This is a genomic window from Pseudomonas sp. PDM25 (assembly GCF_019219045.1).
GTDB lineage: Bacteria > Pseudomonadota > Gammaproteobacteria > Pseudomonadales > Pseudomonadaceae > Aquipseudomonas.
On record NZ_JAHUWL010000016.1, the window covers coordinates 95,489 to 118,937 of the forward strand.

Sequence of the window (23,449 nt, forward strand, 5' to 3'; positions counted from 1 at the left end):
AAAAACAAGCCGAGGATTATACCTGAGCTATGACCTCACGCGCCAGTTGAGGTCGGGCTTGTTGCGGAAACATTGCGACTTAATAGGTCGCGCAGTTGATTTTTCTCTTCGGCACTCAGTTCACTTTGACGTGCTTTCCTGAGAAGTTGTTCCAGGTTTCGCTCGCGTTGGCGGGCTGACAAGCTAGTAATGGTGTCGAAAAACTGTTGTTCAAGGTTATCTCCGTCAATCAGCCATTCCTTTTCCGCCAGCGCCTTGAGCAAACGTCCTTGCTCCGTTCCGTGCCAGCGTGCAATCAACTGAAATGAGTTTAGCTTGGGATTCTTCTGCACGGCTTCGAGTAGGGCCACCAGTAATTGCGTGTTGGTGTGATCCTCGGCAGCAAAGTGCCCGGCATCCTCGACTTTCTCGGCCAGTTGCGGGTGATGCAATAGCGTGCGCAAGGCGGCCAGGGTCGGCGGCTCTACAGCGGCCGGCACCCGTGGCGCGCGGGGTTGATCGTGATCACCGCCGCGTTTGCCGTTTTTGTCCCACGGTTTTTTGTCCCATTTTTTGCCGCCGGCGCCGGGTTTCTTCGGCGTCCATTCCTGCTGCGGCACATACATCTCTTGTGTCTGCGGCTGATGGTAGTCGCTGTAGTCCGGCATGGCGTCGTAATCGATGCCCGGGTCGTACGCCGGTGGTGCTTCCTGGGGGGCGCTTTGTACCAGTTGGCTCACGGCTTCACCGCTAAGCCCGGTAATTTCGGTCAGGCGCTGACGCATCAGGATGCGCAGGTTCGCCCCCGGGACTTTGTCGATCAACGGCGCGGCGAGGGTGGCCATGTGGGCCTTGCCTTCGAGCGAGCGAGGGTCCGATTCCTCGGTCAGCTGTTGAAAAAAATAATCCGCTAATGGTTGGGCATGCTGATTGATCCGTGCGCGGAAGGCATCAGTGCCTTCGGAGCGGACCAGCGTGTCCGGGTCTTCGCCTTCGGGCAGAAACAGAAAGCGTGCGCGCCGTCCGTCCTGCAGGCTCGGCAGCGCTGCCTCCAATGCCCGCCAGGCGGCATTTCGACCTGCCTGGTCGCCGTCGAAACAGAACAGCACGTTGGGCACGACGCGAAACAGGCGTTTCAAGTGCTCTTCGCTGGTGGCGGTGCCCAGGGTCGCGACAGCATTGCGCAGGCCTTGCTGGGCGAGGGCGATAACATCCATGTAGCCTTCGACGACGATGATTTCGTCGAGGTTGCGGTTGTTCTTGCGTGCTTCATAAAGGCCGTAGAGTTCCTGGCCCTTATGGAATACCGGGGTTTCCGGTGAGTTCAGGTATTTCGGCTTGTCGTCGCCCAATACCCGGCCGCCGAAGGCGATGATTCGCCCGCGGCTGTCGCGGATCGGGAACATCACGCGATCGCGGAAGCGGTCATAGCGTTTGCCGGTTTCGGCGTTCTCGATCAGCAGGCCAGCATCGATCATGGCTTTCTGTTGCAGGGTGTCGCTGCTCAAGTGCTTGAACAGATTGTCCCAGCCAGGCGGGGCAAAGCCGAGGCCGAAGTCTCGGGCGATTTCGCCGGTCAGTCCGCGGCCTTTCAAGTAATCCACAGCTGCTTTTCGCGATGGATGGCTTTTCAGTGCCTGACGGTAAAAGTCGGCGGCGGCGGTGAGTAGCGGGTAGAGCGGCGAATCGGTCGGCTGCCGCGGTTTGTGCGGCCGTCCGCTTTCTTCGCGGGGGATTTCCATGCCGGCGGCTTTGGCCAGTTCTTCGACAGCCTGGACGAAATCCAGATTGTCGTGGTCCATCATGAAGCCGAGGGCGTTGCCGCCAGCGCCGCAGCCAAAGCAATAATAAAACTGCTTGTCGGGACTGACGCTGAAGGAGGGGGTTTTCTCTTTGTGAAACGGGCAGCAGGCGGTGTAGTTCTTGCCAGCCTTTTTCATTTGCAGGCGCGAGCTGACCACATCGACGATGTCGGTGCGGTTCAGAAGGTCGTCAATGAAGCTCTGGGGAATTAGCCCGGCCATGGCGTTCTCGTCATCTGCGCTGCAATGGATCCGAAACGAAGAGCGGCTGAGCGCGGGTCGTTGTTTGAGGCGCGCAAAATGTGCGGCTCGACCAGTGTCGTCTGCGTAATCGCTGTCGGGAAGTGTATCTGCCGAAAATCCACTGACGTTAGTACCAATCAGTATTCGACTATTTGAAAGTGTTGCGCTGAAATCCGCTGCGGCCTGTCGATGGCCTCGGATAGCTCATAAGCTGGCACGCAAGAAGGCGCCTTGGGCTGATCGTCGTGAGAGGAATCAGTGGGTGTGCTCGTCAGTAGCCTTGGAAGGCTCGTCAGAAAAGACGTGCACCGCTGGCAAAAGAGCCAGGTCTGACGCTGTGAAGCAGATTTGTCTCGGTCGCGTGTGCGGCTTTGACGGTGAAGCATCAAGCGTTATCCGCAAATGCCATTAGCCCGGCTGAGGGCCGGGCTTGGCAGAAGCTTGCTACGAACGTCTGTGTATTAGTACAGACGAACGGCGCGGCGCTGTTCGCGCTGAACTTTCTTGGCGTGACGCTTAACAGCGGCTGCTGCTTTGCGCTTACGCTCAGAAGTAGGCTTCTCGTAGAATTCGCGGCTACGAACTTCAGCCAGTACACCGGCTTTTTCGCAGGAGCGCTTGAAACGACGCAGAGCTACGTCGAAGGGTTCGTTCTCTTTTACTTTGACGGCTGGCATCCAGAGCTACCTTCATTCATTACCGGGGTCAACATCCTCGTGGCAAAAGAGCACTTGAAGACGTCGGTTTTTAAGGGTTGCGGATGTTAACCCCTCATCGCTCGGAATGCAAAGCCTCTGATCGAAAACCGCTAGTCGGGGCATCACATGGCGACTATTATGCGCGCCTTCGAATTCAGCCTAAACAAGGCGCAAACCCATGCTAGTACTGGGATTAGAAACCTCCTGCGACGAAACTGGTGTCGCATTATATGACAGTGAACGCGGCCTGCTGGCCGACGCGCTGTTCAGCCAGATCGACCTGCACCGCGCCTATGGCGGGGTCGTGCCGGAGCTGGCCTCACGTGACCACGTCAAACGCATGCTGCCCTTGATTCGTCAGGTGTTGGCCGAAGCTGACTGTGTGCCGACCGAGATCGACGCCATCGCTTATACCGCGGGTCCTGGCCTGGTCGGTGCCTTGTTGGTGGGCGCTTCCTGTGCTCAGGCACTGGCCTTCGCCTGGGGTATTCCGGCGCTGGGTGTGCACCACATGGAGGGTCACCTGCTGGCGCCGATGCTGGAGTCGCAACCACCGGAATTTCCGTTCGTCGCTTTGTTGGTGTCTGGCGGTCATACGCAGCTGGTTCAGGTCGACGGGATCGGCCAATACACGCTCCTGGGCGAGACCCTCGACGATGCCGCCGGTGAAGCTTTTGACAAGACCGCGAAGATGATGGGCCTCAATTATCCGGGTGGCCCGGAAATCGCTCGGCTGGCGGAGCAAGGGATTGCAGGACGTTTCACTTTCCCGCGTCCGATGTGCGACCGCCCGGGCCTGGCTTTCAGTTTCAGTGGCTTGAAAACCTTCGCCCTGAACACCTGGCAGCAGAGCGTCAGCGCCGGGGACGACAGCGAGCAAGCCCGTTGCGACATCTCGCTGGCGTTCCAGCAGGCCGTGGTGGAGACTTTGACTATCAAGTGCAAGCGTGCCCTGAAGCAGGCCGGTATGAAGCGTCTGGTGATCGCTGGCGGCGTTAGCGCCAACAAGGCGCTGCGTGCCTCGCTGGAGAAGATGCTTGGCGACATGAAGGGCGATGTTTTTTATGCGCGTCCGGAGTTCTGCACCGACAACGGCGCGATGATTGCCTTTGCCGGCTGCCAGCGCTTGCAGGCCGGGCAGCACGAAAGCCTGGCGATCAGCGTGCAGGCGCGTTGGCCGATGGAGCAATTGTCGGCGCTGTGATGAGCAGCGCTCATGCCCGGTATTTAAAAATGCCGTTCGCGCCCGGCAAACAGGTCGCGTAGATTGCCCCGATGACGCCAGACGATCAGTCCCGTGAGTGCGCTCATGGGCAGCAGTGCCGCCGGTTCTTGCCAGGCCAATAGCGGCAGGGTCAGCGGTGTAGCGATCAAGGCCGCCAGTGAGCTGGTGCGAGTCAGGTAGAACGTCAGCAGCCAGGCGCAGACCGCCAGCAGTGCGGCGGGCGGGTAGAGGCCCAGCAGCATGCCGGCAGAGGTGGCGACACCCTTGCCGCCGCGGAAGCGAAAGTACAACGGGAACAGGTGACCGATGACGGCACAGACGCCGATCCAGGCCTGTTCTTGAAGCGAAAGGCCCGCAACGCCGGCGATCAGTACGGGTAGCAGACCTTTGAAGAGGTCACCGATCAAGGTCAGGACGGCGAGTTTTTTTCCGGCCAGGCGCAACATGTTGGTGGCGCCGGCATTGCCCGAGCCACTCATTCGCGGATCGGGGTTACCGGTCAGGCGGCTGAGCAAAATGGCGAAGGACAGAGAGCCGAGCAGGTAGGCGAGGGTCGCCAGTAACCAAAACATGCTAACTATTCCGGGCGAGGACGCCCTGATTCTAACGGCGCATTGCGCCCTTGTCGTGCAGCGGAGAAAAGTGCTTGGACAGAGTGTTTATCGAGGGCCTGGAAGTCGACACCGTGATTGGTGCCTACGACTGGGAGCGAGGCATCCGACAGTGCTTGCGTCTTGACCTGAGTTTCGCTTGGGATAATCGCCCGGCCGCCGCCGGCGATGACCTGACGCTGGCGCTCGATTACGCCAGTGTGTCGTCGCGTATCCAGGCCTTTGCCGAGCAGGCGCAGTTCCAGTTGGTCGAGACGTTCGCCGAGCGTCTGACAGAAGTCCTGATGAGCGAATTCAACATCACCTGGATGCGCCTCAAGCTGACCAAGCCAGGCGCCATCCCGGCTGCCACGGGTGGTGTGGGCGTGGAGATCGAGCGCGGATGTCGCTGACTCAGGTGTTTCTCGGGCTCGGTAGCAATATCGAGCGCGAATCCCATTTGCAGGCTGGCCTGGAAGCCTTGGCCGGTTTCCTGGTGGATATACGCTGCTCGGCGGTGTTCGAAAGCCAGCCGGTGGGGATCAAGAGCGGGCCATTCTTCAATTTTGTGGTGTCGGCTTTTACCGATTTGCCGCTGATGGAGCTGGATCGCCGGCTGAAATTCATTGAGGCGGACAACGGCCGTTATGCGCCGGATCGCAAGGGTTTGCCGCTGGATATCGACGTGCTGCTGTTCGGCGATCTGGTGGGCAACTTTGATGGCTTGATCCTGCCGCGGGCAGAAATTCTGAAAAATGCCTTTGTGCTGTGGCCGTTGTCGCTGATTGCGCCAGATCGCGTGCATCCGGGGGTAGGCAAGAGCTTTGCGACGTTGTGGCGTGAGGCGCAGATTGATCAGGTGTTGGCGCCGGTAGCGTTTGAGTGGCGCGGCGAACAGCTGACCCCATCGAATTTGTTGTGAGGCGAAAGAAGCCTTCGCGAGCAAGCCCGCTCCCACAGGGATTACATAGAGCCTGTGGGAGTGGGCTTGCTCGCGAAGCTTTTCAGGCGGATGCCGCGTCTTTGTAAGCCTTCAACGCCTTGAGCCGCTCTCGCTTGATCGCCTCACCCAATTCCGGTCCTTTGAATCCCTTCTCCAGCAACGGCTGAACCGCCACGGTCCGAGCAGCATTCGCCGCGCCGCGCAAATAATCAGCCTGTGGATAACTTCGCTGCTCCAGCCCTTTACGTCCTCGGGCGTCCATCTCGCACGCCGCAATAAATTCCTCGAACCGCTGCGGCCGACGGTAAACGTCAAAACTCTGCAGCAACTCCAGCAAAGTCGACGGCTTCAGCTCCAGGGCGCGATGGCCGTGGGTGTGATATTCGCCCACCAGCAGCGCCAGTTCCTGACAGTCCTTCGGCGCCTTGAAGCGTTCGTTGACCGCTTTGATCAGCTTCAAGCCCTTGTGCTCATGAGCATTGTGTCGCGGCCACTCTTCCTCGGGTGTCAGTCCCTTGCCGAGGTCGTGCAGCAGGCAGGCCCAACGCACGGTAAGTGGTTGTTTGTGCCGCGCCGCTTGCTCCAGCACGCTCAAAGTGTGCACGCCTGTGTCGATTTCCGGGTGGTGGGCTTCCGGTTGCGGTACGCCGAACAGGGCATCGACTTCCGGCATCAATACCTTGAGAGCGCCACACTCGCGCAGCACTTCGATGAACACCTGTGGCTGATCTTCCATCAGGGCGCGGGAAATTTCCTTCCAGCTGCGTTCGGCGGTCAAGGCTTCCAGTTCGCCTGACTCGCTGAGTTGGCGCATCAGTTCCAGTGTCTCCGGCGCCACGGTGAAACCGAGCCCCGTGTAACGAGCTGCGAAGCGGGCAACGCGCAGAACTCTGAGCGGATCTTCGGCAAACGCGGGGGAAACGTGACGAAGCAAGCGCGCCTCAAGATCACGCTGACCGTGGAAAGGATCGGTCAGGTTCTGCTGATCGTCTTCGGCCATGGCATTGATGGTCAGGTCACGACGGATCAGGTCCTCTTCGAGGGTGACTTCGGGGCTGGCGTGAAAGGTAAAGCCGCCGTAACCGCGTCCGCTTTTGCGCTCGGTCCGGGCGAGGGCGTATTCCTCACCGCTTTTGGGGTGAAGAAACACCGGGAAATCCGCACCCACCGGGCGAAAGCCCTTGGCGAGCATTTCTTCAGTGGTGGCGCCAACCACAACCCAGTCGATGTCGGTGACGGGCTTGCCCAGCAGGCGATCGCGTACCGCACCGCCGACTTTATAAATCTGCATAAAAAACCTCCGTTAGCTCGACAGAATAACCTTTGTGTCGAACTTCCGGAGGCCGAAACGGGATCAAAGATGGATAACGGCCAGGTCAAGTCGCCCGTAATCACCTTCAGCGTGCTCGCCTCTGGGCGGAACGTGGTGGGTTTTCATCACCTGGTCGCCTTGCAGGGTTTCCAGATGAATATCGAAGCCCCAGAGACGGTGCAGGTGTTTGAGCACTTCCTCGGTGGACTCGCCCAGCGGTTTGCGGTCGTGTTGCTGGTGACGCAAGGTCAGCGAGCGGTCACCACGCCGGTCGATGCTGTAAATCTGCACGTTGGGTTCACGATTGCCGAGGTTGTACTGCGCTGCCAGGGTTTCACGGATGATGCGGTAGCCACCTTCGTCATGAATGGCCGGGACCAGCAGATCCTCCTTCTGGTCGTCATCAAGAATGCTGAACAACTTCAGGTCACGAATCACCTGGGGTGACAGGTACTGCAGAATGAAGCTTTCATCCTTGAAGCTGCTCATGGCGAACTTGATGCTCGACAGCCAGTCGGTGCCGGCAATCTCAGGGAACCAGCGGTAGTCCTCTTCGGTAGGGTGTTCACACATGCGGCGAATATCCCGGTACATGGCAAAACCCAGGGTGTAGGGGTTGATGCCGTTGTAGTAGGGGCTGTCGAAGCCGGGTTGGTAGACCACGCTGGTGTGGGACGTCAAAAACTCCATCATGAAGCCGTCTGTCACCAGGCCTTCGTCATACAAGTCATTCATCAGGGTGTAATGCCAGAACGTGGCCCAGCCCTCGTTCATCACCTGAGTCTGACGTTGCGGGTAGAAATACTGAGCGATCTTACGCACGATCCGTACGATTTCCCGCTGCCATGGCTCCAGCAGTGGTGCGTGTTTTTCGATGAAGTAGAGGATATTTTCCTGAGGTTCGGCGGGGAAGCGCGCGTTGTCCTTGTCGCTGTACTTGTCCGCACCTTTTGGAATGGTCCGCCACAGATCGTTGATCTGTTTCTGCAGATGCTCTTCACGGTCCTTTTGCCGACGACGTTCTTCTTCGGCGGAAATCGGATAGGGGCGTTTGTAGCGATCGACCCCGTAGTTCATCAGGGCGTGGCAGGAATCCAGCAGGTCCTCGACTGCGTCGATACCGTGGCGCTCTTCGCACTGCATGATGTATTGCTTGGCGAAGACCAGGTAATCGATGATCGAACTGGCATCAGTCCAGGTGCGGAACAGGTAGTTGCCTTTGAAAAAGCTGTTATGCCCGTAGCAGGCATGGGCGACGACCAAAGCCTGCATACAGATGGTGTTTTCTTCCATCAAATAGGCGATGCACGGGTCCGAGTTGATCACGATTTCGTACGCCAGCCCCATCTGGCCGCGACTGTAGGATTTCTCGGTGCTGAGGAAGTGTTTGCCGTAGGACCAATGGTGATAACCCAGCGGCATGCCGACGGAGGCGTAGGCGTCCATCATTTGCTCGGCGGTGATCACTTCAATCTGGTTAGGGTAAGTATCGAGCGCGTAGCGAGCCGCCAGACGACTGATTTCTTTGTCGTAGGCCTGAATCAGCTCGAACGTCCATTCGGAGCCGGTGGATATGGGTTGGCGCTTCTGCTCTTTGGCGGTCATGTCACTAACCTGCGCTGGAAGAGTTCACGGAAGACCGGATAGATATCCCCGGCCGAGACCAGTTGTTGCTGGGCAAAAGTGTCAGAAAAGGCTTCGGCGATGCGTTCGTACTCGAACCAAAGGGCCTGATGTTCGCGCGGGGTGATCTCAACGTAAGTGTAGTACTGCACGAACGGCATGATCTGGTTGATCAGAATGTCGCGGCAGATTGGCGAGTCGTCGTTCCAGTTGTCGCCGTCGGAGGCCTGGGCGGCATAGATATTCCACTCATTGCTCGGATAGCGTTCGGCCATGATCTCCTGCATCAGTTTCAAGGCGCTGGAAACGATGGTACCGCCGGTTTCGCGAGAATAGAAAAACTCCTCTTCGTCCACTTCCCGGGCACTGGTGTGGTGGCGGATGAACACGACGTCGATCTTGTCGTAGTTACGCTTGAGGAACAGGTACAGCAGGATAAAGAAACGCTTGGCGATGTCCTTGGTCGCTTGGGTCATGGAGCCGGACACGTCCATCAGGCAGAACATTACCGCCTTGGAACTGGGGTTGGGTTGCTTGATGAGCAGGTTGTACTTGAGGTCGAAGGTATCGAGGAACGGTACGCGATGAATGCGCGCACTGAGTTTTTCGATTTCTGCTTCAACTTTCTGAATATCGCCGAAATTGTCTGGCTCATCACGCTTGAGTCGCAGCAGTTCTTCTTTGGCTTCACGTAGTTTTGCCCGGCTGCTGCCAGACAGGGCAATTCGCCGTGCATGGGCCGAGCGCAGGGTGCGGATGATGTTGATCCGCGACGGATTGCCCTCGTTACTGATCCCGGCACGAACGGTCTTGAAGGTGTCGGTGCCGGTCAGGTTGCGCTTGACCAGGTTCGGCAGCTCAAGGTCCTCGAACATGAATTCGAGGAATTCCTCCTGGGTGATCTGGAAGACAAACTCGTCCATCCCTTCGCCCGAGTTGCCGGCCTTGCCGGGGCCTCTGCCACCGCCACCTCCGGGCGGGCGGGCAATGTGCTCACCGCTGGTGAATTCCTTGTTGCCCGGGTGTACGACGGTCTGCTTGCCACCGCGACCGTGGTGAAGCACCGGCTCGTCAATGTCGCGGCCGGGGATGCTGATCTGTTCGCCGTGTTCCATATCGGTAATGGAGCGCCGGCTGACCGCCTCTTCGACAGCCTTTTTGATGTGATCACGGTAACGCCGCAGAAACCGCTGACGGTTCACCGTGCTCTTGTTCTTGCCATTGAGACGTCGGTCGATCACATAGCTCATGACTGCTCCTTAGAAGCTGTCCTGAAAGGGGCGAGCGGTTATGCAGCATCGACGGTGCCAAGGGATGTTCACGCTCCCCCAAGCGCTTTTGGACGCTGACTGAACCTCGCTACCGACTTTCGAACACCTCCCAGAGGTCTGTGTAACAGAAAATGCGTACACAGGCCTCTGGCTGACGACAACCGGTCTGACCGGCAGCGGGTTATTGTGATTTTCTGACCCGCAGGTACCACTCGGACAGCAGTCGTACCTGTTTGTCGGTGTAGCCCCGCTCGACCATCCGTGTGACGAAGTCGTTGTGCTTCTGCTGGTCCTCTTTGCTGGCCTTGGCGTTGAAGCTGATGACTGGCAGGAGGTCCTCGGTGTTGGAGAACATTTTCTTCTCGATGACCACCCGCAGTTTTTCGTAGCTGAGCCAGGTCGGGTTCTTGCCGTTGTTATTGGCCCGGGCGCGCAGTACGAAGTTGACGATTTCGTTGCGGAAATCCTTCGGATTGCTGATGCCGGCCGGTTTTTCGATTTTCTCCAGTTCTTCGTTCAGCGCTACGCGGTTGAGGATCTCGCCGGTTTCCGGGTCGCGGTATTCCTGGTCCTGGATCCAGAAGTCGGCGTACAGCACATAGCGATCGAAGATGTTCTGGCCATACTCGCTGTAAGACTCGAGGTAGGCGGTCTGGATCTCCTTGCCGATGAATTCGATATAGCGCGGTGCCAGGTACTCCTTGAGGAAGCGCAGATAGCGTTCGCGGGTTTCCGCCTGGAATTGTTCCTGTTCGATCTGTTGTTCCAGCACGTACAGCAAGTGCACCGGGTTGGCGGCGATTTCGTGCGGATCAAAGTTGAACACTTTCGACAGGATCTTGAACGCGAAGCGAGTCGAGAGGCCATTCATGCCTTCGTCGACACCCGCGTTGTCGCGGTATTCCTGGATCGACTTGGCCTTCGGATCGGTGTCCTTGAGGTTTTCGCCGTCATACACGCGCATCTTGGAGTAGATGTTGGAGTTCTCAGGCTCTTTCAGTCGCGAGAGTACGGTGAACTGGGCAAGCATCTTCAGGGTGTCAGGCGCGCAGTGAGCCTTGGCCAGGGAACTGTTGAACAAGAGCTTGTCGTAGATCTTCACTTCGTCGCTGACCCGCAGGCAATACGGCACTTTGACGATGTAGATCCGGTCGATGAAGGCTTCGTTGTTTTTGTTGTTGCGGAAGGTGTGCCATTCAGATTCGTTGGAGTGGGCCAGCAGGATCCCGGTAAACGGAATGGCCCCCAGACCTTCGGTACTGTTGTAGTTGCCTTCCTGTGTGGCGGTCAGCAGTGGGTGCAGCACCTTGATCGGTGCCTTGAACATTTCGACGAATTCCATCAGGCCCTGGTTTGCCCGGCACAGTGCGCCCGAGTAGCTGTAGGCGTCGGCATCGTTCTGCGGGAACTCTTCCAGTTTGCGGATATCGACCTTGCCCACCAGTGCCGAGATGTCCTGGTTGTTTTCATCTCCCGGCTCGGTTTTGGCCACTGCGATCTGGTTGAGGATCGACGGATACAGCTTCACCACACGGAACTGGCTGATGTCGCCGCCGAATTCGGCGAGGCGTTTGGTCGCCCACGGCGACATGATGGTGTTGAGATAGCGCCGTGGAATGCCGAAGTCTTCCTCGAGGATCGCGCCATCTTCAGTGGCGTTGAACAGACCCAGAGGCGATTCGAATACCGGCGAGCCCTTGATCGCGTAGAAGGGCACTTTTTCGATCAGCTGTTTCAGCTTCTCGGCCAGGGATGATTTACCGCCACCCACAGGGCCGAGCAGATAGAGAATCTGTTTCTTCTCTTCCAGGCCCTGAGCGGCATGGCGGAAATACGACACGATCTGGTCAATGCATTCTTCCATCCCGTGGAAGTCTTCAAAGGCCGGATAGCGGCGGATTACCTTGTTGGAAAAGATTCGCGACAGCCTCGAGTTGGCCGAGGTGTCGAGGAGCTCCGGTTCGCCGATGGCCAGTAACAGACGCTCGGCGGCGGAGGCGTAGGCGCTGCGGTCGCTTTTGCACAGTTCAAGATACTCTTGCAGCGAGAGTTCTTCCTGGCGTGTGGACTCGAAGCGTTGTTGGAAGTGGCTAAAGATACTCATGACGTCACCTCGCTCGATACGTGGAGCCGACGCCGGATCATTCAGTCGATGCTGGCAGCGACCGAATATGCAGTCGCTGTTTACCCCCCAGAACTCTTTCGAAGCTGACGACCCCGAAAGCTACTCCCGATGACCCGCGCGCCGGTGTACCGGCTCTCCCCTGTTTTGGATGGCCTGCGCTTAAGGATAGTTGCTTATTCGACAGGTAAAGGCGAGATACGTAATTAGTTGTGGCAGACCGTTCGTCTGCCACCGCGCGAGCCCACGGGGACCGGGGCTTGCGCGTTACAAAAAAATTATTCGGAAGTGCCTTGCGCCGTTTCCGAAGGATAAGTCGTACGCCACAGCTCAAAGCCACCATCCATGCTGTAGACGTCGGAGAAGCCCTGGCTAATGAGGTACGCAGCGGCGCTCTGACTGGAATTGCCGTGGTAGCAGACCACCACTGTCGGTGCGTCGAGGTCGGCAGCGCGGATGAAATCCGAGATGGAGTGGTTATCCAGATGCTTCGAGCCGGCGATGTGCAGTGCGGCAAAGGTTGCCGGGTCGCGAACATCGACCACCACCGCGCCTTGTTCGCGCAGGGCCTGGGCCTGTTCCGGGGGGATACGTTTGAATTCGCTCATGGCGGGCTCCTGTGGCTCGGCTGAAAGCGCAGTCTAGCGCGGGGCGCTTGCTGACGATGGTTCGGGGATAAGTGTGGCGACTGGCGGCAGGGCAAGGCCATGCTCGTCGCATTTGCAAGACAGGCGTTCACCGCTGTCGACATTCATGAGGGTCAGGGCGCCACCCCAGACACAACCGGTGTCGAGGGCCGAGATGCCTGGCTCATTGCATCGGCCTTCCAGAGCAGCCCAGTGGCCGAAGATGATCTTCAGGCCCCTGGTCTTGCGCTCTTTGTGCTCAAACCAGGGTTTGTAACCCGGTGGCGCATTGTCGAGGCCTTCCTTGCTTTTGAGGTCAAGCTTGCCCTCGGCAGTACAAAACCGCATGCGGGTGAAATAGTTGGTGATCACCCGCAGGCGTGTCACGCCTTTGAGGTCGTTGTCCCATTTCGCCGGATCGTTGCCGTACATGCCATCGAGGTAGGGCGGCAACAGGTTGTCATCGCGCAGTGCCGTCTCGACTTCGGCGGCATACTTCAAGGCCTTGCGCAGCGACCACTGGGGCGGAATGCCGGCATGTACCAGGGCGACATTGCGTTGTTCGTCGTAGTGCATGAGCTTTTGCTGACGCAGCCACTCCAGCAGTTCCGCGCAATCGGGCGCGGCGAGAATCTCGAGCAGGGTGTCGGACTTCTTCAGGCGTTCGATGTTTTTTCCGGCAGCCAGCAAGTGCAGGTCGTGGTTGCCGAGCACGCATACCAGCGATTCGCGGATGCTATAGAGGAAGCGCAAGGTGTCCAGGGACTGCGGGCCACGGTTGACCAGATCGCCGACCAGCCACAGACGATCCCGTGTCGGGTCGAAGGCGACTTGCCTGAGCAGGCATTGCAATGCTTGAAGGCAGCCTTGCAGATCGCCGACGGCGTACGTTGCCATCAGTGCAGGGCTCCGGGCACCGCCAGGCGGAATGGGGCGATGATGGCGTCGAAGTGTTTGCCGTCGTCGGCAACCATTTCATAAGTGCCCTGCATCGTGCCGACCTTGGAGGTCATGACGGTGCCGCTGCTGTAGGTGTGGCTTTCGCCGACGTCGATCAACGGTTGCAGGCCAACAACACCGGCTCCGCGAACCTCTTCGACATGCCCGTCACCGTCGGTGATCACCCAGTGCCGCGACAACAGTTTGGCCGGTAGCTCGCCATTGTTGTGCACGGTGATGGTATAGGCGAAGGCAAAGCGGTTTTGCTCGGGTTGCGATTGTTCTGCCAGATAGCGGGTGACGACGCTGACGTCGACCTGGTAACGAGGATCGGACATGCAAGAGGCCTTAAACGAAGCGGAACGCGGGGCGTAGCTGATGGAGATCAGTCTAGGCCAAGTATCGGGTAGTAAACCAGACATGAAGGCTGGTGTCCTACCCGATAACGCTCATAGCCTGTCAGTCGGCGGCGGGCGTCTGTAGGACTTGTTCGCTGAGCTTGTCGGCCAGGCGCACGAAGGCGGCCAGATCGAGCTGTTCGGGGCGCAGGCTGCCATCAACGCCGGCGGCTTCGATTTCAGCGTTGCTCAGCAGCAGCTTGAGGGTGTTGCGCAGGGTCTTGCGGCGCTGGTTAAAGGCTTCGCGCACGACACGTTCCAACAGCTTGTGATCCTTGGCCGGGTGCGGCAGCACCGCGTGAGGCACCAGGCGCACGATAGCCGAATCGACTTTGGGCGGCGGATTGAACGCGCCCGGACCAACGTTGAACAGGTGTTCAACCCGGCAGTGATACTGAACCATGATCGACAAGCGACCCCAGTCACCACCACCAGGGCCTGCTGCCAGGCGCTCGACCACTTCCTTTTGCAGCATGAAATGCATGTCGCGAATCAGACTGGCGTTATGCAACAGGTGAAAAATCAGCGGCGTAGAGATGTTGTACGGCAGGTTGCCGACCACCCGCAGGCTGTTCGGCGCAGCGTTCAGGCTGGTGAAGTCGAACTTCAGCGCGTCGCCCTGATGCAGGTTGAAATTGCTCTTGCTGGCAAATTGCTGGTTGAGGATCGGGATCAGATCCTTGTCCAGCTCCACCACGTCCAGCTGGGCGCCGCTGTTGAGCAGGCCTTGAGTCAGCGCGCCCTGGCCAGGGCCGATTTCCAGCAGACGGTCTTCGGGCTTGGCGCGGATGGCGCGCAGGATGCGGTCGATAACGCCGGCATCGTGCAGGAAGTTCTGGCCAAAGCGTTTGCGCGCCTTGTGTTGGTAATGCTCGGTCATAAACGGGTCTCGGCCATCTGGTAGGCGGTTTCCAGGGCGACTTGCAGGCTGCCGGTGTCGATTTTGCCGCTACCGGCCAGGTCCAGGGCTGTGCCGTGGTCGACCGATGTGCGGATGATCGGCAAGCCGAGGGTCACGTTGACTGCCGCACCGAAGCCTTTGTACTTCAGCACAGGCAAGCCCTGGTCGTGGTACATCGCCAGCACTGCATCGCAGTGCTCCAGATACTTGGGGGTAAACAGAGTGTCGGCGGGCAGAGGGCCACGAAGGTCCATTCCTTCGCCGCGCAGGCGCTCTAATGTAGGTTCGATGATGTCGATTTCTTCATGGCCCAGGTGTCCGCCTTCGCCGGCATGGGGGTTGAGCCCACACACGAGGATGCGTGGCTGGGCAATGCCGAATTTTTCTTGCAGATCGGCGTACAGAATTCGCGTGACCCGTTCCAGACGCTCCGGCGTGATCGCATCGGCAATCTCGCGAAGAGGCAGGTGAGTGGTGACCAGCGCCACGCGCAATCCGCGAGTGGCGAGCATCATCACCACTTGTGCGGTATGGGTCAGGTCGGCGAGAAATTCTGTGTGCCCGGAAAAGGCGATCCCGGATTCATTGATCACGCCCTTGTGCACAGGGGCTGTGATCATGCCGGCAAAATGCCCGTCCAGACAGCCTTGGCCAGCTCGGGTCAGGGTTTCGAGAACGAACGCCGCGTTGGCCTTGTCCAGTTGCCCGGCAGTGACCTTGGCGTTGAGCGGTGTATCCCAGACATACAGGCTGTTGGCTGGTGCGGGTACATCCGGCCAGTTGTCCGGGGTTACCGGCAGCAAATCGACAACCACACCCAGCTGCACGGCCCGCTCAAGGAGCAGGTCGAGGCTGGTAATGGCAATCAGGGGATGTGGCTGGGCTTGCGAGGCGAGCAGCAGGCACAGGTCGGGACCTATGCCGGCCGGTTCGCCGGGTGTCAGCGCGAAACGTTTGGGGTTCACTGCGCTGCCTGGTCTGCACCAGGGAGTTTGATCTCTACGTACGCTTCGTCACGGATCTGACGCAGCCAGGTTTGCAGCTCTTCGTCATATTTGCGGTTACGCAATACGGTCATTGCTTGCTGCTCGCGGGCCTGGGTGGTGCTGTCAGTGGCGCGACGGCCAAGGACTTCCAGAACATGCCAGCCATATTGGGTCTGGAACGGCTTGGACAGCTGACCTTGTGGGGTCTTGGCCATCACTTCGCGGAACTCGGGAACCAGTGCATTCGGGTCGACCCAGTTCAGGTCGCCACCGTTGAGGGCGGAACCCGGATCTTCCGAGAAGCTTTTCGCCAGTTCGCCAAAATCTTCGCCCGCTTCGATTCGGGTGTAGAGGGACTGAGCCAGGGCTTTGGTTTTTGCTTCGTCGCGGATCGGACTCGGTTTGACCAGGATATGACGCACGTGCACTTCATCGCGTGTCTGGGTCTCACCGCCACGCTTGTCGAGGATCTTCAGGATGATGAAGCCGCCCGGTGTGCGCATTGGCTGGGTGATGTCGCCGACAGCCATGGTGCTCAGCATGCGATCGAACGGAGGTGGCAGTTGACCGGCTTTACGCCAGCCCATGTCGCCACCTTCCAGTGCGGTTTCGCTGGCGGATTTGGCGATTGCCAACTGACCGAAGTCAGCGCCTTGCTTGAGCTGCTGGTAAACCGCGTCGGCCTGTTTGGCTGCATTCTGAATCGCGTCGGAGTTAGCGCTTTCCGGCGTAGGAATCAGGATGTTGGCCAGGCGGAATTCTTCGGACAGCTGCATTTTGCCAAGGTCGGAAGCGAGGAAGTTCTTCACTTCCTGTTCGGAAACCTGGATTCGCTCGGCCACACGACGCTGACGCACACGGCTGATGACCATTTCGCGGCGAATCTGGTCACGGGCGTCGTCGTAAGACAGACCGTCGCGAGTCAGGGCGGCGCGGAATTGATCCACGGACATGTTGTTGCGCTGGGCAATGGTGCCGACAGCCTGGTTCAGTTCTTCATCGGTAATGCGGATACCCGAACGTTCGCCGATCTGCAGTTGCAGGTTTTCGACGATCAGACGTTCAAGTACCTGCTGATCCAGCACGTTGGCCGGCGGTACGGCAGCACCGCGCTTGGCGATGGTTTGCTGAACTTCATGAACGCGTTGGTCCAGTTGGCTCTGCATGACCACGTCGTTATCGACAATGGCCACCACTTTATCGATGGACTGCACCGCGGCGTTCGCCGCGGTACCCAGGAACAGCGCGCCCAACACTAGCGGGCGCAGACAATCAGAAAGCTTGGTCTTCACGTTCACGATAACCTTGGATGCCTTTGTCGAGGAAGCTCTCTACTTTGGCGCCGGTGAGGCCGCCGAGACCTTTCAGAACGATTTGTAGGAAGACGCCGTGGTCGCCTTTTTCGTTTTCCGGGGCGTTCTGACTGAACTCGTCATACGAAACCCAGTAACGGTTGATCAGGCGCAGTTTCCAGCAGCAGTTGTCGTACTCGAAACCACCGAAAGCTTCCAGGGTACGGTTACGGTTGTAGTCATACTGCCAGCGGCTGATGGCGTTCCATTGCGGCACGATCGGCCAGATCACCGAGAAATCGTGCTGCTCGATCTTGTAGTAGTCCTTCACGTAGCCAGGTTGGCCCGGGGTGCCGTAGTCACCACCGCCCACTTGCCATTTACCGGTGTTCTGGTCGTAACGGACCTGGTCATTACGATAGCGATAGCCGGCGTTGATGACCTTGTTCGGGTTGTCTTCAGGCTGGTAATGGAACATCGCGCTGCCCGAGCGAGGGCTGCGGCTGTCCGGGTCCCAGTTGTAATCGGCCGTGGTGCGCCAATCACGGTTCCAGCGGTATTCGTATTCCAGCGCATACGGCGAGACATTAGCCTGCGCGTCCTGGCGGGTTTTTGCATCGATACCCGGCAACTGAACTTCACGATCCTTGAAATACATGGCCTGGCCGACGCTGATGCGTTGACGTTCAAAGCCATTGTCTTCGATCCAGCGGTTGGTTATGCCCAGAGACAGTTTGTTCTCGTCACCGACGCGGTCGGAGCCGGAGAAGCGGTTGTCACGGAACAGCGAAGCGTAGTTGAAGGTGTATTCGCTGGTGTCGAAGACCGGAATGTCTTCCTGATCCGTTTCAGGTACGTACAGGTAGAACAGACGCGGTTCGAGGGTCTGGCGATAATTCTTGCCGAACCATTGGGTGTTGCGATCGAAGTACAGGCCGCTGTCGATGCTTGCAATCGGCACGCCACGGTTCTGGTTGCTGCTGAAGGTGCCGTTGAGCTTTTGCTGCTCCGCGGTTTGCGCGTCAATCTGGCTTTTGCCGGTACCGTCCAGGTCCAGTTGGTACTGGGTGTACTGGTACTTGAGCGATGGCTTCAGGAAGCCATAAGTCCAGTCCATCGGCAGGCTGACACCTGGCTTGAGATTCAAGCGGTCGCCGTTGGCACGTGCCAGTCCCGTAACGTTGTTATCAAGGCGCGGTTCAACAGTGCCATCTTCGTTTACGAAGTTACCGTTCTTCAAATCACGGTCGAAGCGTACGACTTCTGTCTCGTAGTCAAAATTCAGGCCGCCAGGGTGAGTCGGCAACTGACCCACGAAAGTGATCTGCGGCAAGCGGTCATACGGCGTGATGTTCGAAACGGTTGCGAGCTGATAAGCCTGGGCGTTCACACGAGCGGTGTAGCTGTCGCCACGGTAGGTGACAGAACCCTGCTGGTTCACGTAATCGGCACTTTTCACACCGATCTGATCAGTTTGCAGATCCTGGAAGTAGTAAGGATCGCTGAGCTTGGTGTAATCGACTTGTGTCAGAACGCGCGAGTCGAGACCGCCCTTGTGCTGCCAGTTATACATGTAGCGGTTTTTCTGGTAGTCGGTCTGCTTGCTGCGATCGGTGTCTTCGTCGTTGAGGTACGCGGCGCCGAACTGACCTTCGCTGGACGGGGTCAGGTAACGGAATTCGCCTTCCATCAACAGCCCGTGCTTGCTCATGTAGCGCGGGTACAACGTGGCATCGTAGTTCGGTGCCAGGTTGAAGTAATACGGGGTGACCAGCATGAAGCCGGTATCGCTGCCGGTGCCGATGGTCGGCGGCAGGAAGCCGGACTGGCGACGGTCATCGATCGGGAAATAGATGTACGGCGTGTACAGAACCGGAATGTCCTTGACCCGCAGTGTCACGTTGGTCGCGGTACCGAAACCGGTGGCCGGGTTCAAGGTGATGTTGTTGCCCTTGAGCTGCCAGGCGTTGCTGTTCGGTTCGCACGTGGTGTACGTACCATCCTTGAGGCGGATGATCGCGTTCTCGGCACGTTTGGCGTACAGCGCGTTACCGCGGATACGGGATTTATGCATCACGTATTCGGCGTTGTCGACCTTGGCTTCACCGGTGTCGAGCTGCACGTCGGCGTGGTCGCCAACGATCAGTGCGCCATTGTCGCGAACACGGACGTTGCCGCTCAGTTCGCCACGGCTCTCGGCCTGGTACAGGTTCGCTTCGTCGGCTTCGACCTGCATGCTGCCCTGACGCATGACCACGTCACCCGCGAGGGTCGCGACCTGCTCATCCTGCTTATAGCGAGAGGCTTTGGCGCCGAGAAAGGTCGGAGCGTCACTTTTATTCGTCTTGTCATTCATGCCAGGACGAATGGGTTCGATATAGGAACCAGAGCAGTAAGGACCTGTTTCGGCCAATTGCGCTGCAGTGAGCTTCTCGCGCGGAACCCAGTCAAGGTGACTGTAGTCTTCGCTACGCGACTTCAGGCCACGGCCCTTGGATTCGGTCACCAGCACAGGCTTGGCGCCGGTGTCTTGACTTAAACCGCTGTCAGCCGGAGTCTCGCCGCTGGTGCTTGCCGCCGCACTGCCGTCATGGACGGGGCGAGGTGGCAGCGCAGCTGCTGGAGATTTTGGCGCACAGTTCCAGGCACCCGAAGCAGAGACTGAGCAGTCATACTGTTCCGCGGCGACCACGAACGAAGTGGCTAGAGGTTGCAGGGCCAGCAGACTGCCGGTAACCAACAACGGAAATTTTTTACGAAACGCGGGGGATTTCAATGCCATCTTATTAGTCCGGGCTTCCTGCGTGCCATCTGCCCGCGGTGTGGGCCGCACGCCTCTCGATGGTCTGAAAAAGATGCTGGATAATAAAGCATGACCCGCTTGACGGCTAGCGCCGTCGGAGACCCTTGCAATGCCTGACCAAGATGTACGTTTGCAACACCTGAAAGTTTGGCTCGATGAGCAATTGGCTGTCCTCTTTGCAGAGCAGAATTGGGGTGTCGTACCCCCGGCCACGTTGACCGCGGCCAGTAGCGATGCGAGTTTTCGACGTTATTTTCGCTGGGAAGGCGAGGGCAGAAGCTTCGTCGTGATGGACGCGCCACCGCCCCAGGAAAACTGTAAACCCTTCGTGGATATCGCTTTTTTGCTGGCGAAATCCGGAATAAATGTTCCGAAAATTTATGCTGAAGACCTCGAACGTGGTTTTCTTTTGCTCAATGACCTGGGCAACAAGACTTACCTTGACGTGATCGACAGCGAAAATGCCGACGATTTGTTCGAGGATGCCCTGCAAGCACTGCTGGCTTTTCAGCAGTTGCCGATGGTTGCACCGCTGCCAAGTTATGACGTGGCGCTACTGCGCCGTGAGCTGGAGTTGTTCCCTGAGTGGTACGTGAAGCGCGAGTTGGGCATCGAGTTCGACTCGGCGCAGCAAATGCTCTGGCAGAACATAACTGAGCTATTGATCGACAGCGCACTGGCCCAGCCCAAAGTGCTGGTGCACCGCGATTACATGCCACGCAACCTGATGCTCAGCGAGCCAAATCCTGGCGTGCTGGATTTCCAGGACGCAGTCTATGGTCCCGTGACCTACGATGTTACCTGCCTGTTCAAGGATGCGTTCCTCAGCTGGCCCGAGGAGCGTGTGCGCGGCTGGCTGCAAGCTTACTGGCAGCAAGCGGGCGATCTCGGAATCCCGGTTCAGCCCGACTTCGAAGATTTCCTGCGTGCCAGTGACCTGATGGGTGTGCAGCGGCACTTGAAAGTGATCGGCATCTTTGCCCGCATCTGCCACCGTGACGGCAAGCCACGCTATCTTGGCGATGTACCGCGCTTCTTTGCTTATATAGACGCCGTGATCGCCCGCCGTCCTGAACTGGCGGAGCTGGATGTGTTGCTGCTGAGTCTGCGTGCTGGAGTGAATGCATGAAGGCAATGATTCTGGCCGCAGGGAAAGGCGAGCGCATGCGCCCGCTGACCCTGACCACGCCGAAACCGCTGGTTCGCGCGGGCGGTATACCGTTGATCGAGTATCACTTGAAAGCCTTGGCGGTGGCGGGGTTTACCGAGGTGGTGATCAACCATGCCTGGCTCGGCCAGTTGATCGAAAACTACCTGGGTGATGGCTCGCAATACGGCGTACGTATTCAGTACTCGCCGGAAGGTGAACCACTGGAAACCGGAGGCGGGATTTTTCGCGCGCTGCCGTTGCTGGGTGACGAGGCCTTTATGGTGGTCAACGGTGACATCTGGACCGACTACGACTTCAGTATGTTGCACCACCCCATCACCGGGCTGGCGCATCTGGTGTTGGCGGACAACCCTGCCCATCATCCGACTGGCGATTTCAGCCTGATCGACGGGCAAGTCCGCGACGCTCAACCGGGCACTGCAACCCTGACCTACAGCGGCATCGCGGTCCTGCACCCGCAGCTGTTCGACGGTTGCTCCGCCGGCGCCTTCAAGCTTGCACCGCTGCTGCGCAAGGCCATGGCCGATGGACAAGTCACCGGCGAGCACTTGAAGGGACATTGGGTGGATGTTGGCACTCACGAGCGTCTGGCTGAAGTCGAAACCCTGTTAGAAGCGAGACGCTGACATGTTGTGGCCAGGGACTCTGATTGGAGCCGGAGCGGGCTTTTACATTGCCAGCATTCCGGGGGCCATGCTTGGCGCCTTGTTGGGGCAGGTGCTGGATCGGCACTTGCATATACAGAGCTGGGCGCACTTGCGAGAAAAGCTCGGTGGCCGCCCGGTGCTGCGCAACGATGAATTGCTGTTTGTGTTGTTGGGACGCCTGGCCAAGAGCGATGGAAGGGTGGTCGAGGGCCATATCCAGCAGGCCCGTCAGGAAATGCGTTCTCTGGACATGACCGAGTCGGCCCAGCTCCGGGCCATTGCCGCGTTCAATCGCGGCAAGTCGGGAAATGACCGGTTGCGTGGGTATTTGCGCCGCTTGAGCGCTCAGCCTCATGCGGCCGAAGGCGTCTTGCGCGCCTGTTGGCGGATGATCTGGGCGGATGGCCGCGCCGGCAGTGCTGAACGAGAGCTGATCAGGCAGTGGGGTAAATGGCTGGGCTGGACGTCACAACAGGTGCAGGCTCTGGCAGCCGATTACGAGCAGCACAAGTTTGCACAGGCCAGCACCGCGCTGACCTATCAAGATGCTCTGCGGCTTTTGGGCGTTTCGGCGACCACCGAGCCGGCGCAGATCAAGCGTGCTTATCGACGCCTGCTGAGTCGCCATCACCCGGACAAGATCGCCGGCAGCGGTGCGACGGCGCTGCAGGTGCGCGAAGCCACTGACAAAACTCGCGAACTGCATAGCGCCTACACATTGATTCGCGCGCGGCGGGATTTTCGTTAGGGCAACAGATTTGTAGTGTTTGACGCTCCCTTCGCGAGCAAGCCCGCTCCCACATTTGTCCTGTGTACACCGGTCAAATGTGGGAGCGGGCTTGCTCGCGAAGGGGGCGGCGCGGTCTATCAGTTGACCGCGTTCTGTGGATTCAACCAGCCTCGCACCCGCCGGAACAGCTGCTCTTGCTCAGCCTTGGAATTACCCGGCAAAGCCTTGAGCGAGACCTGGCTGAACCCCGAAGTCTTCAAGCGTTTGCTGGCTTGCAAGCGCTCCAGTGCCAGGTTGCGATCCAGCGGCTTGTCCATATAGAAAATGTCTGCAGTGGGCAGCTTCAGGGTCGGTGTCAGTTCGGCCAGCTCTGGTTTGGCTTTCACCGGCATCTGAGCGGCGACCATCACAAACTTTTCCACTTGCGAGGGCTGCTTCTCGCTCAAATAGCGCGCGGCCCAGTAAGCGCCAGTGCCATGCCCCAGCACGACAATGCGGCGAGCGCTTTGCTGTTCGGCGTAGGCGATCGCGGCGTCGATGCGGGCGAAGATTCGTTCGGCGTCGGCTTTGGCCTGTTCCTCGGTGGTTTCGGCGATCGCCTTGTCCGCCACCTCCGCTTCACCGCCTGCCGCTTGTTCGATGGGCGCGGCAGTGGTCGAGTTTTTGCTGCCGGTGTCAGCGGCTTTTGGTGTAGGTGCGATTTCTACGATACGCGGCGCAATGGCATCGCTTTGCAGGTCCGGCAAGGTGATACTCAGGCTGCTCCACTCGGCGTCCGGCAATTTACGTCGCAATGGACCGATTGCTTGCGGCCAGTCAACGGTTTCGCCGGCGCCCGGGATGATAATCACCGCGCCTTTGGGTTCGGCGGTATTGGCCGGTTTCCACAAGGCCAGAAACGTGTCGCTGCCCGCTTGCAGTTGCTGCTGTTCCTGAGCCGGGATCTGTCGCTCAAGTGCAGACGCTTCTTCCTGACTACGCTCAAGCAGCGGCTGGCGCTCGACCGGTTTTTCTTCGGCGGGGGTTTCCGTAGTGGCAGGCGCCGGGTCAGCGGCCTCGACAGAAAAGGCGCAAGGCAGGATCAGCGACAGGCACAATGCTGGCAGTGCCAGGCGGTAGACAGGGGGCATCGGATATTCCAGGCCAGA

The 23,449-nt window shown here is 58.7% G+C and carries 21 protein-coding genes; 6 read left to right on the forward strand and 15 right to left on the reverse strand.

The features are described 5' to 3' along the window. Nucleotides 1-35: 35 nt before the first annotated feature. Nucleotides 36-2,003, reverse strand: a complete 1,968-nt coding sequence (dnaG, locus tag KW848_RS25340; RefSeq protein ID WP_134104564.1) for a DNA primase — start codon at nt 2,001-2,003, stop codon at nt 36-38. A gap of 482 nt (nt 2,004-2,485) precedes the next feature. Then, the gene (rpsU, locus tag KW848_RS25345; RefSeq protein WP_002551877.1) at nt 2,486-2,701 is read right to left on the reverse strand and encodes a 30S ribosomal protein S21; all 216 of its coding nucleotides are present in this window, start codon (nt 2,699-2,701) and stop codon (nt 2,486-2,488) included. Between the two features lie 199 nt (nt 2,702-2,900). On the opposite strand from rpsU, the gene tsaD reads away from it, so the two are divergent. Beyond that, nucleotides 2,901-3,926 (forward strand): tRNA (adenosine(37)-N6)-threonylcarbamoyltransferase complex transferase subunit TsaD, encoded by a 1,026-nt coding sequence (gene tsaD, locus KW848_RS25350; protein ID WP_218538440.1) that lies wholly within the window; start codon nt 2,901-2,903, stop codon nt 3,924-3,926. A 23-nt stretch (nt 3,927-3,949) separates the two neighbouring features. Here tsaD and plsY read toward each other — a convergent pair whose 3' ends face one another. After that, complete coding sequence (gene plsY / locus KW848_RS25355; RefSeq protein WP_008147193.1) at nt 3,950-4,519, reverse strand: glycerol-3-phosphate 1-O-acyltransferase PlsY; 570 nt, start codon at nt 4,517-4,519, stop codon at nt 3,950-3,952. A 74-nt stretch (nt 4,520-4,593) separates the two neighbouring features. On the opposite strand from plsY, the gene folB reads away from it, so the two are divergent. After that, the gene (gene folB, locus KW848_RS25360; RefSeq protein WP_008147194.1) at nt 4,594-4,950 is read left to right on the forward strand and encodes a dihydroneopterin aldolase; all 357 of its coding nucleotides are present in this window, start codon (nt 4,594-4,596) and stop codon (nt 4,948-4,950) included. Continuing rightward, nucleotides 4,941-5,459: a 2-amino-4-hydroxy-6-hydroxymethyldihydropteridine diphosphokinase gene (gene folK, locus KW848_RS25365; protein WP_008147195.1), complete on the forward strand. Its 519-nt coding sequence runs from the start codon at nt 4,941-4,943 to the stop codon at nt 5,457-5,459. The genes folB and folK overlap by 10 nt, the downstream gene beginning before the upstream one ends. Nucleotides 5,460-5,541: 82 nt before the next feature. On the opposite strand, the gene KW848_RS25370 is transcribed toward folK, so the two are convergent. From KW848_RS25370 to KW848_RS25420, 11 genes are all read right to left on the reverse strand, one after another. Next, nucleotides 5,542-6,771, reverse strand: a complete 1,230-nt coding sequence (locus tag KW848_RS25370) for a multifunctional CCA addition/repair protein (protein ID WP_218538441.1) — start codon at nt 6,769-6,771, stop codon at nt 5,542-5,544. A gap of 63 nt (nt 6,772-6,834) precedes the next feature. Continuing rightward, nucleotides 6,835-8,397, reverse strand: a complete 1,563-nt coding sequence (locus KW848_RS25375; RefSeq protein WP_074871405.1) for a SpoVR family protein — start codon at nt 8,395-8,397, stop codon at nt 6,835-6,837. Continuing rightward, complete coding sequence (locus tag KW848_RS25380; RefSeq protein WP_008147198.1) at nt 8,394-9,665, reverse strand: YeaH/YhbH family protein; 1,272 nt, start codon at nt 9,663-9,665, stop codon at nt 8,394-8,396. Before KW848_RS25380 ends, KW848_RS25375 begins: the two co-directional genes overlap by 4 nt. Nucleotides 9,666-9,867: 202 nt before the next feature. Then, nucleotides 9,868-11,790, reverse strand: a complete 1,923-nt coding sequence (locus KW848_RS25385) for a PrkA family serine protein kinase (RefSeq protein ID WP_033056218.1) — start codon at nt 11,788-11,790, stop codon at nt 9,868-9,870. Nucleotides 11,791-12,086: 296 nt separating this feature from the next. Next, the gene (gene glpE, locus KW848_RS25390) at nt 12,087-12,416 is read right to left on the reverse strand and encodes a thiosulfate sulfurtransferase GlpE (protein WP_008147200.1); all 330 of its coding nucleotides are present in this window, start codon (nt 12,414-12,416) and stop codon (nt 12,087-12,089) included. Between the two features lie 33 nt (nt 12,417-12,449). Next, entirely contained in the window at nt 12,450-13,331 is an 882-nt protein-coding gene (locus KW848_RS25395) for a symmetrical bis(5'-nucleosyl)-tetraphosphatase (RefSeq protein WP_111452553.1), read from the reverse strand. Then, nucleotides 13,331-13,711: a Co2+/Mg2+ efflux protein ApaG gene (apaG, locus tag KW848_RS25400; protein WP_218538442.1), complete on the reverse strand. Its 381-nt coding sequence runs from the start codon at nt 13,709-13,711 to the stop codon at nt 13,331-13,333. Before apaG ends, KW848_RS25395 begins: the two co-directional genes overlap by 1 nt. A gap of 121 nt (nt 13,712-13,832) precedes the next feature. After that, nucleotides 13,833-14,651, reverse strand: a complete 819-nt coding sequence (rsmA, locus tag KW848_RS25405) for a 16S rRNA (adenine(1518)-N(6)/adenine(1519)-N(6))-dimethyltransferase RsmA (protein ID WP_218538443.1) — start codon at nt 14,649-14,651, stop codon at nt 13,833-13,835. Beyond that, nucleotides 14,648-15,637: a 4-hydroxythreonine-4-phosphate dehydrogenase PdxA gene (pdxA, locus tag KW848_RS25410; protein WP_218538444.1), complete on the reverse strand. Its 990-nt coding sequence runs from the start codon at nt 15,635-15,637 to the stop codon at nt 14,648-14,650. The genes rsmA and pdxA overlap by 4 nt, the downstream gene beginning before the upstream one ends. Next, nucleotides 15,634-16,950: a peptidylprolyl isomerase SurA gene (gene surA, locus KW848_RS25415; protein ID WP_192409274.1), complete on the reverse strand. Its 1,317-nt coding sequence runs from the start codon at nt 16,948-16,950 to the stop codon at nt 15,634-15,636. The genes pdxA and surA overlap by 4 nt, the downstream gene beginning before the upstream one ends. Then, a complete protein-coding gene (locus tag KW848_RS25420) occupies nt 16,931-19,732 on the reverse strand; it encodes an LPS-assembly protein LptD (protein ID WP_218538445.1) in 2,802 nt (933 codons plus the stop codon). Before KW848_RS25420 ends, surA begins: the two co-directional genes overlap by 20 nt. Before the next feature lie 130 nt (nt 19,733-19,862). Here KW848_RS25420 and KW848_RS25425 point away from each other — a divergent pair, with 130 nt between their 5' ends. The 3 genes from KW848_RS25425 to KW848_RS25435 are packed head-to-tail and all read left to right on the forward strand — an operon-like array spanning nt 19,863 to nt 22,319. After that, nucleotides 19,863-20,882: an aminoglycoside phosphotransferase family protein gene (locus KW848_RS25425; RefSeq protein ID WP_218538446.1), complete on the forward strand. Its 1,020-nt coding sequence runs from the start codon at nt 19,863-19,865 to the stop codon at nt 20,880-20,882. Next, nucleotides 20,879-21,550: an N-acetylmuramate alpha-1-phosphate uridylyltransferase MurU gene (murU, locus tag KW848_RS25430; RefSeq protein ID WP_218538447.1), complete on the forward strand. Its 672-nt coding sequence runs from the start codon at nt 20,879-20,881 to the stop codon at nt 21,548-21,550. The genes KW848_RS25425 and murU overlap by 4 nt, the downstream gene beginning before the upstream one ends. A gap of 1 nt (nt 21,551) precedes the next feature. Further along, nucleotides 21,552-22,319: a TerB family tellurite resistance protein gene (locus tag KW848_RS25435; protein WP_218538448.1), complete on the forward strand. Its 768-nt coding sequence runs from the start codon at nt 21,552-21,554 to the stop codon at nt 22,317-22,319. 119 nt (nt 22,320-22,438) lie between these two features. Here KW848_RS25435 and KW848_RS25440 read toward each other — a convergent pair whose 3' ends face one another. Then, complete coding sequence (locus KW848_RS25440) at nt 22,439-23,431, reverse strand: alpha/beta hydrolase family protein (RefSeq protein ID WP_218538449.1); 993 nt, start codon at nt 23,429-23,431, stop codon at nt 22,439-22,441. Nucleotides 23,432-23,449: the final 18 nt, after the last annotated feature.

What these genes read in the sequence shown, in the direction of transcription:
- KW848_RS25395 (WP_111452553.1), bottom strand. Translation starts at nt 13,331, where the DNA reads ATGGCAACGTACGCCGTCGGCGATCTGCAAGGCTGCCTTCAAGCATTG.
- glpE (WP_008147200.1), bottom strand. Translation starts at nt 12,416, where the DNA reads ATGAGCGAATTCAAACGTATCCCCCCGGAACAGGCCCAGGCCCTGCGC.
- rsmA (WP_218538443.1), bottom strand. Translation starts at nt 14,651, where the DNA reads ATGACCGAGCATTACCAACACAAGGCGCGCAAACGCTTTGGCCAGAAC.
- KW848_RS25370 (WP_218538441.1), bottom strand. Translation starts at nt 6,771, where the DNA reads ATGCAGATTTATAAAGTCGGCGGTGCGGTACGCGATCGCCTGCTGGGC.
- tsaD (WP_218538440.1), top strand. Translation starts at nt 2,901, where the DNA reads ATGCTAGTACTGGGATTAGAAACCTCCTGCGACGAAACTGGTGTCGCA.
- folK (WP_008147195.1), top strand. Translation starts at nt 4,941, where the DNA reads ATGTCGCTGACTCAGGTGTTTCTCGGGCTCGGTAGCAATATCGAGCGC.
- KW848_RS25440 (WP_218538449.1), bottom strand. Translation starts at nt 23,431, where the DNA reads ATGCCCCCTGTCTACCGCCTGGCACTGCCAGCATTGTGCCTGTCGCTG.
- KW848_RS25420 (WP_218538445.1), bottom strand. Translation starts at nt 19,732, where the DNA reads ATGGCATTGAAATCCCCCGCGTTTCGTAAAAAATTTCCGTTGTTGGTT.
- plsY (WP_008147193.1), bottom strand. Translation starts at nt 4,519, where the DNA reads ATGTTTTGGTTACTGGCGACCCTCGCCTACCTGCTCGGCTCTCTGTCC.
- KW848_RS25380 (WP_008147198.1), bottom strand. Translation starts at nt 9,665, where the DNA reads ATGAGCTATGTGATCGACCGACGTCTCAATGGCAAGAACAAGAGCACG.
- KW848_RS25385 (WP_033056218.1), bottom strand. Translation starts at nt 11,790, where the DNA reads ATGAGTATCTTTAGCCACTTCCAACAACGCTTCGAGTCCACACGCCAG.
- apaG (WP_218538442.1), bottom strand. Translation starts at nt 13,711, where the DNA reads ATGTCCGATCCTCGTTACCAGGTCGACGTCAGCGTCGTCACCCGCTAT.
- murU (WP_218538447.1), top strand. Translation starts at nt 20,879, where the DNA reads ATGAAGGCAATGATTCTGGCCGCAGGGAAAGGCGAGCGCATGCGCCCG.
- rpsU (WP_002551877.1), bottom strand. Translation starts at nt 2,701, where the DNA reads ATGCCAGCCGTCAAAGTAAAAGAGAACGAACCCTTCGACGTAGCTCTG.
- KW848_RS25435 (WP_218538448.1), top strand. Translation starts at nt 21,552, where the DNA reads ATGTTGTGGCCAGGGACTCTGATTGGAGCCGGAGCGGGCTTTTACATT.
- KW848_RS25375 (WP_074871405.1), bottom strand. Translation starts at nt 8,397, where the DNA reads ATGACCGCCAAAGAGCAGAAGCGCCAACCCATATCCACCGGCTCCGAA.
- dnaG (WP_134104564.1), bottom strand. Translation starts at nt 2,003, where the DNA reads ATGGCCGGGCTAATTCCCCAGAGCTTCATTGACGACCTTCTGAACCGC.
- KW848_RS25425 (WP_218538446.1), top strand. Translation starts at nt 19,863, where the DNA reads ATGCCTGACCAAGATGTACGTTTGCAACACCTGAAAGTTTGGCTCGAT.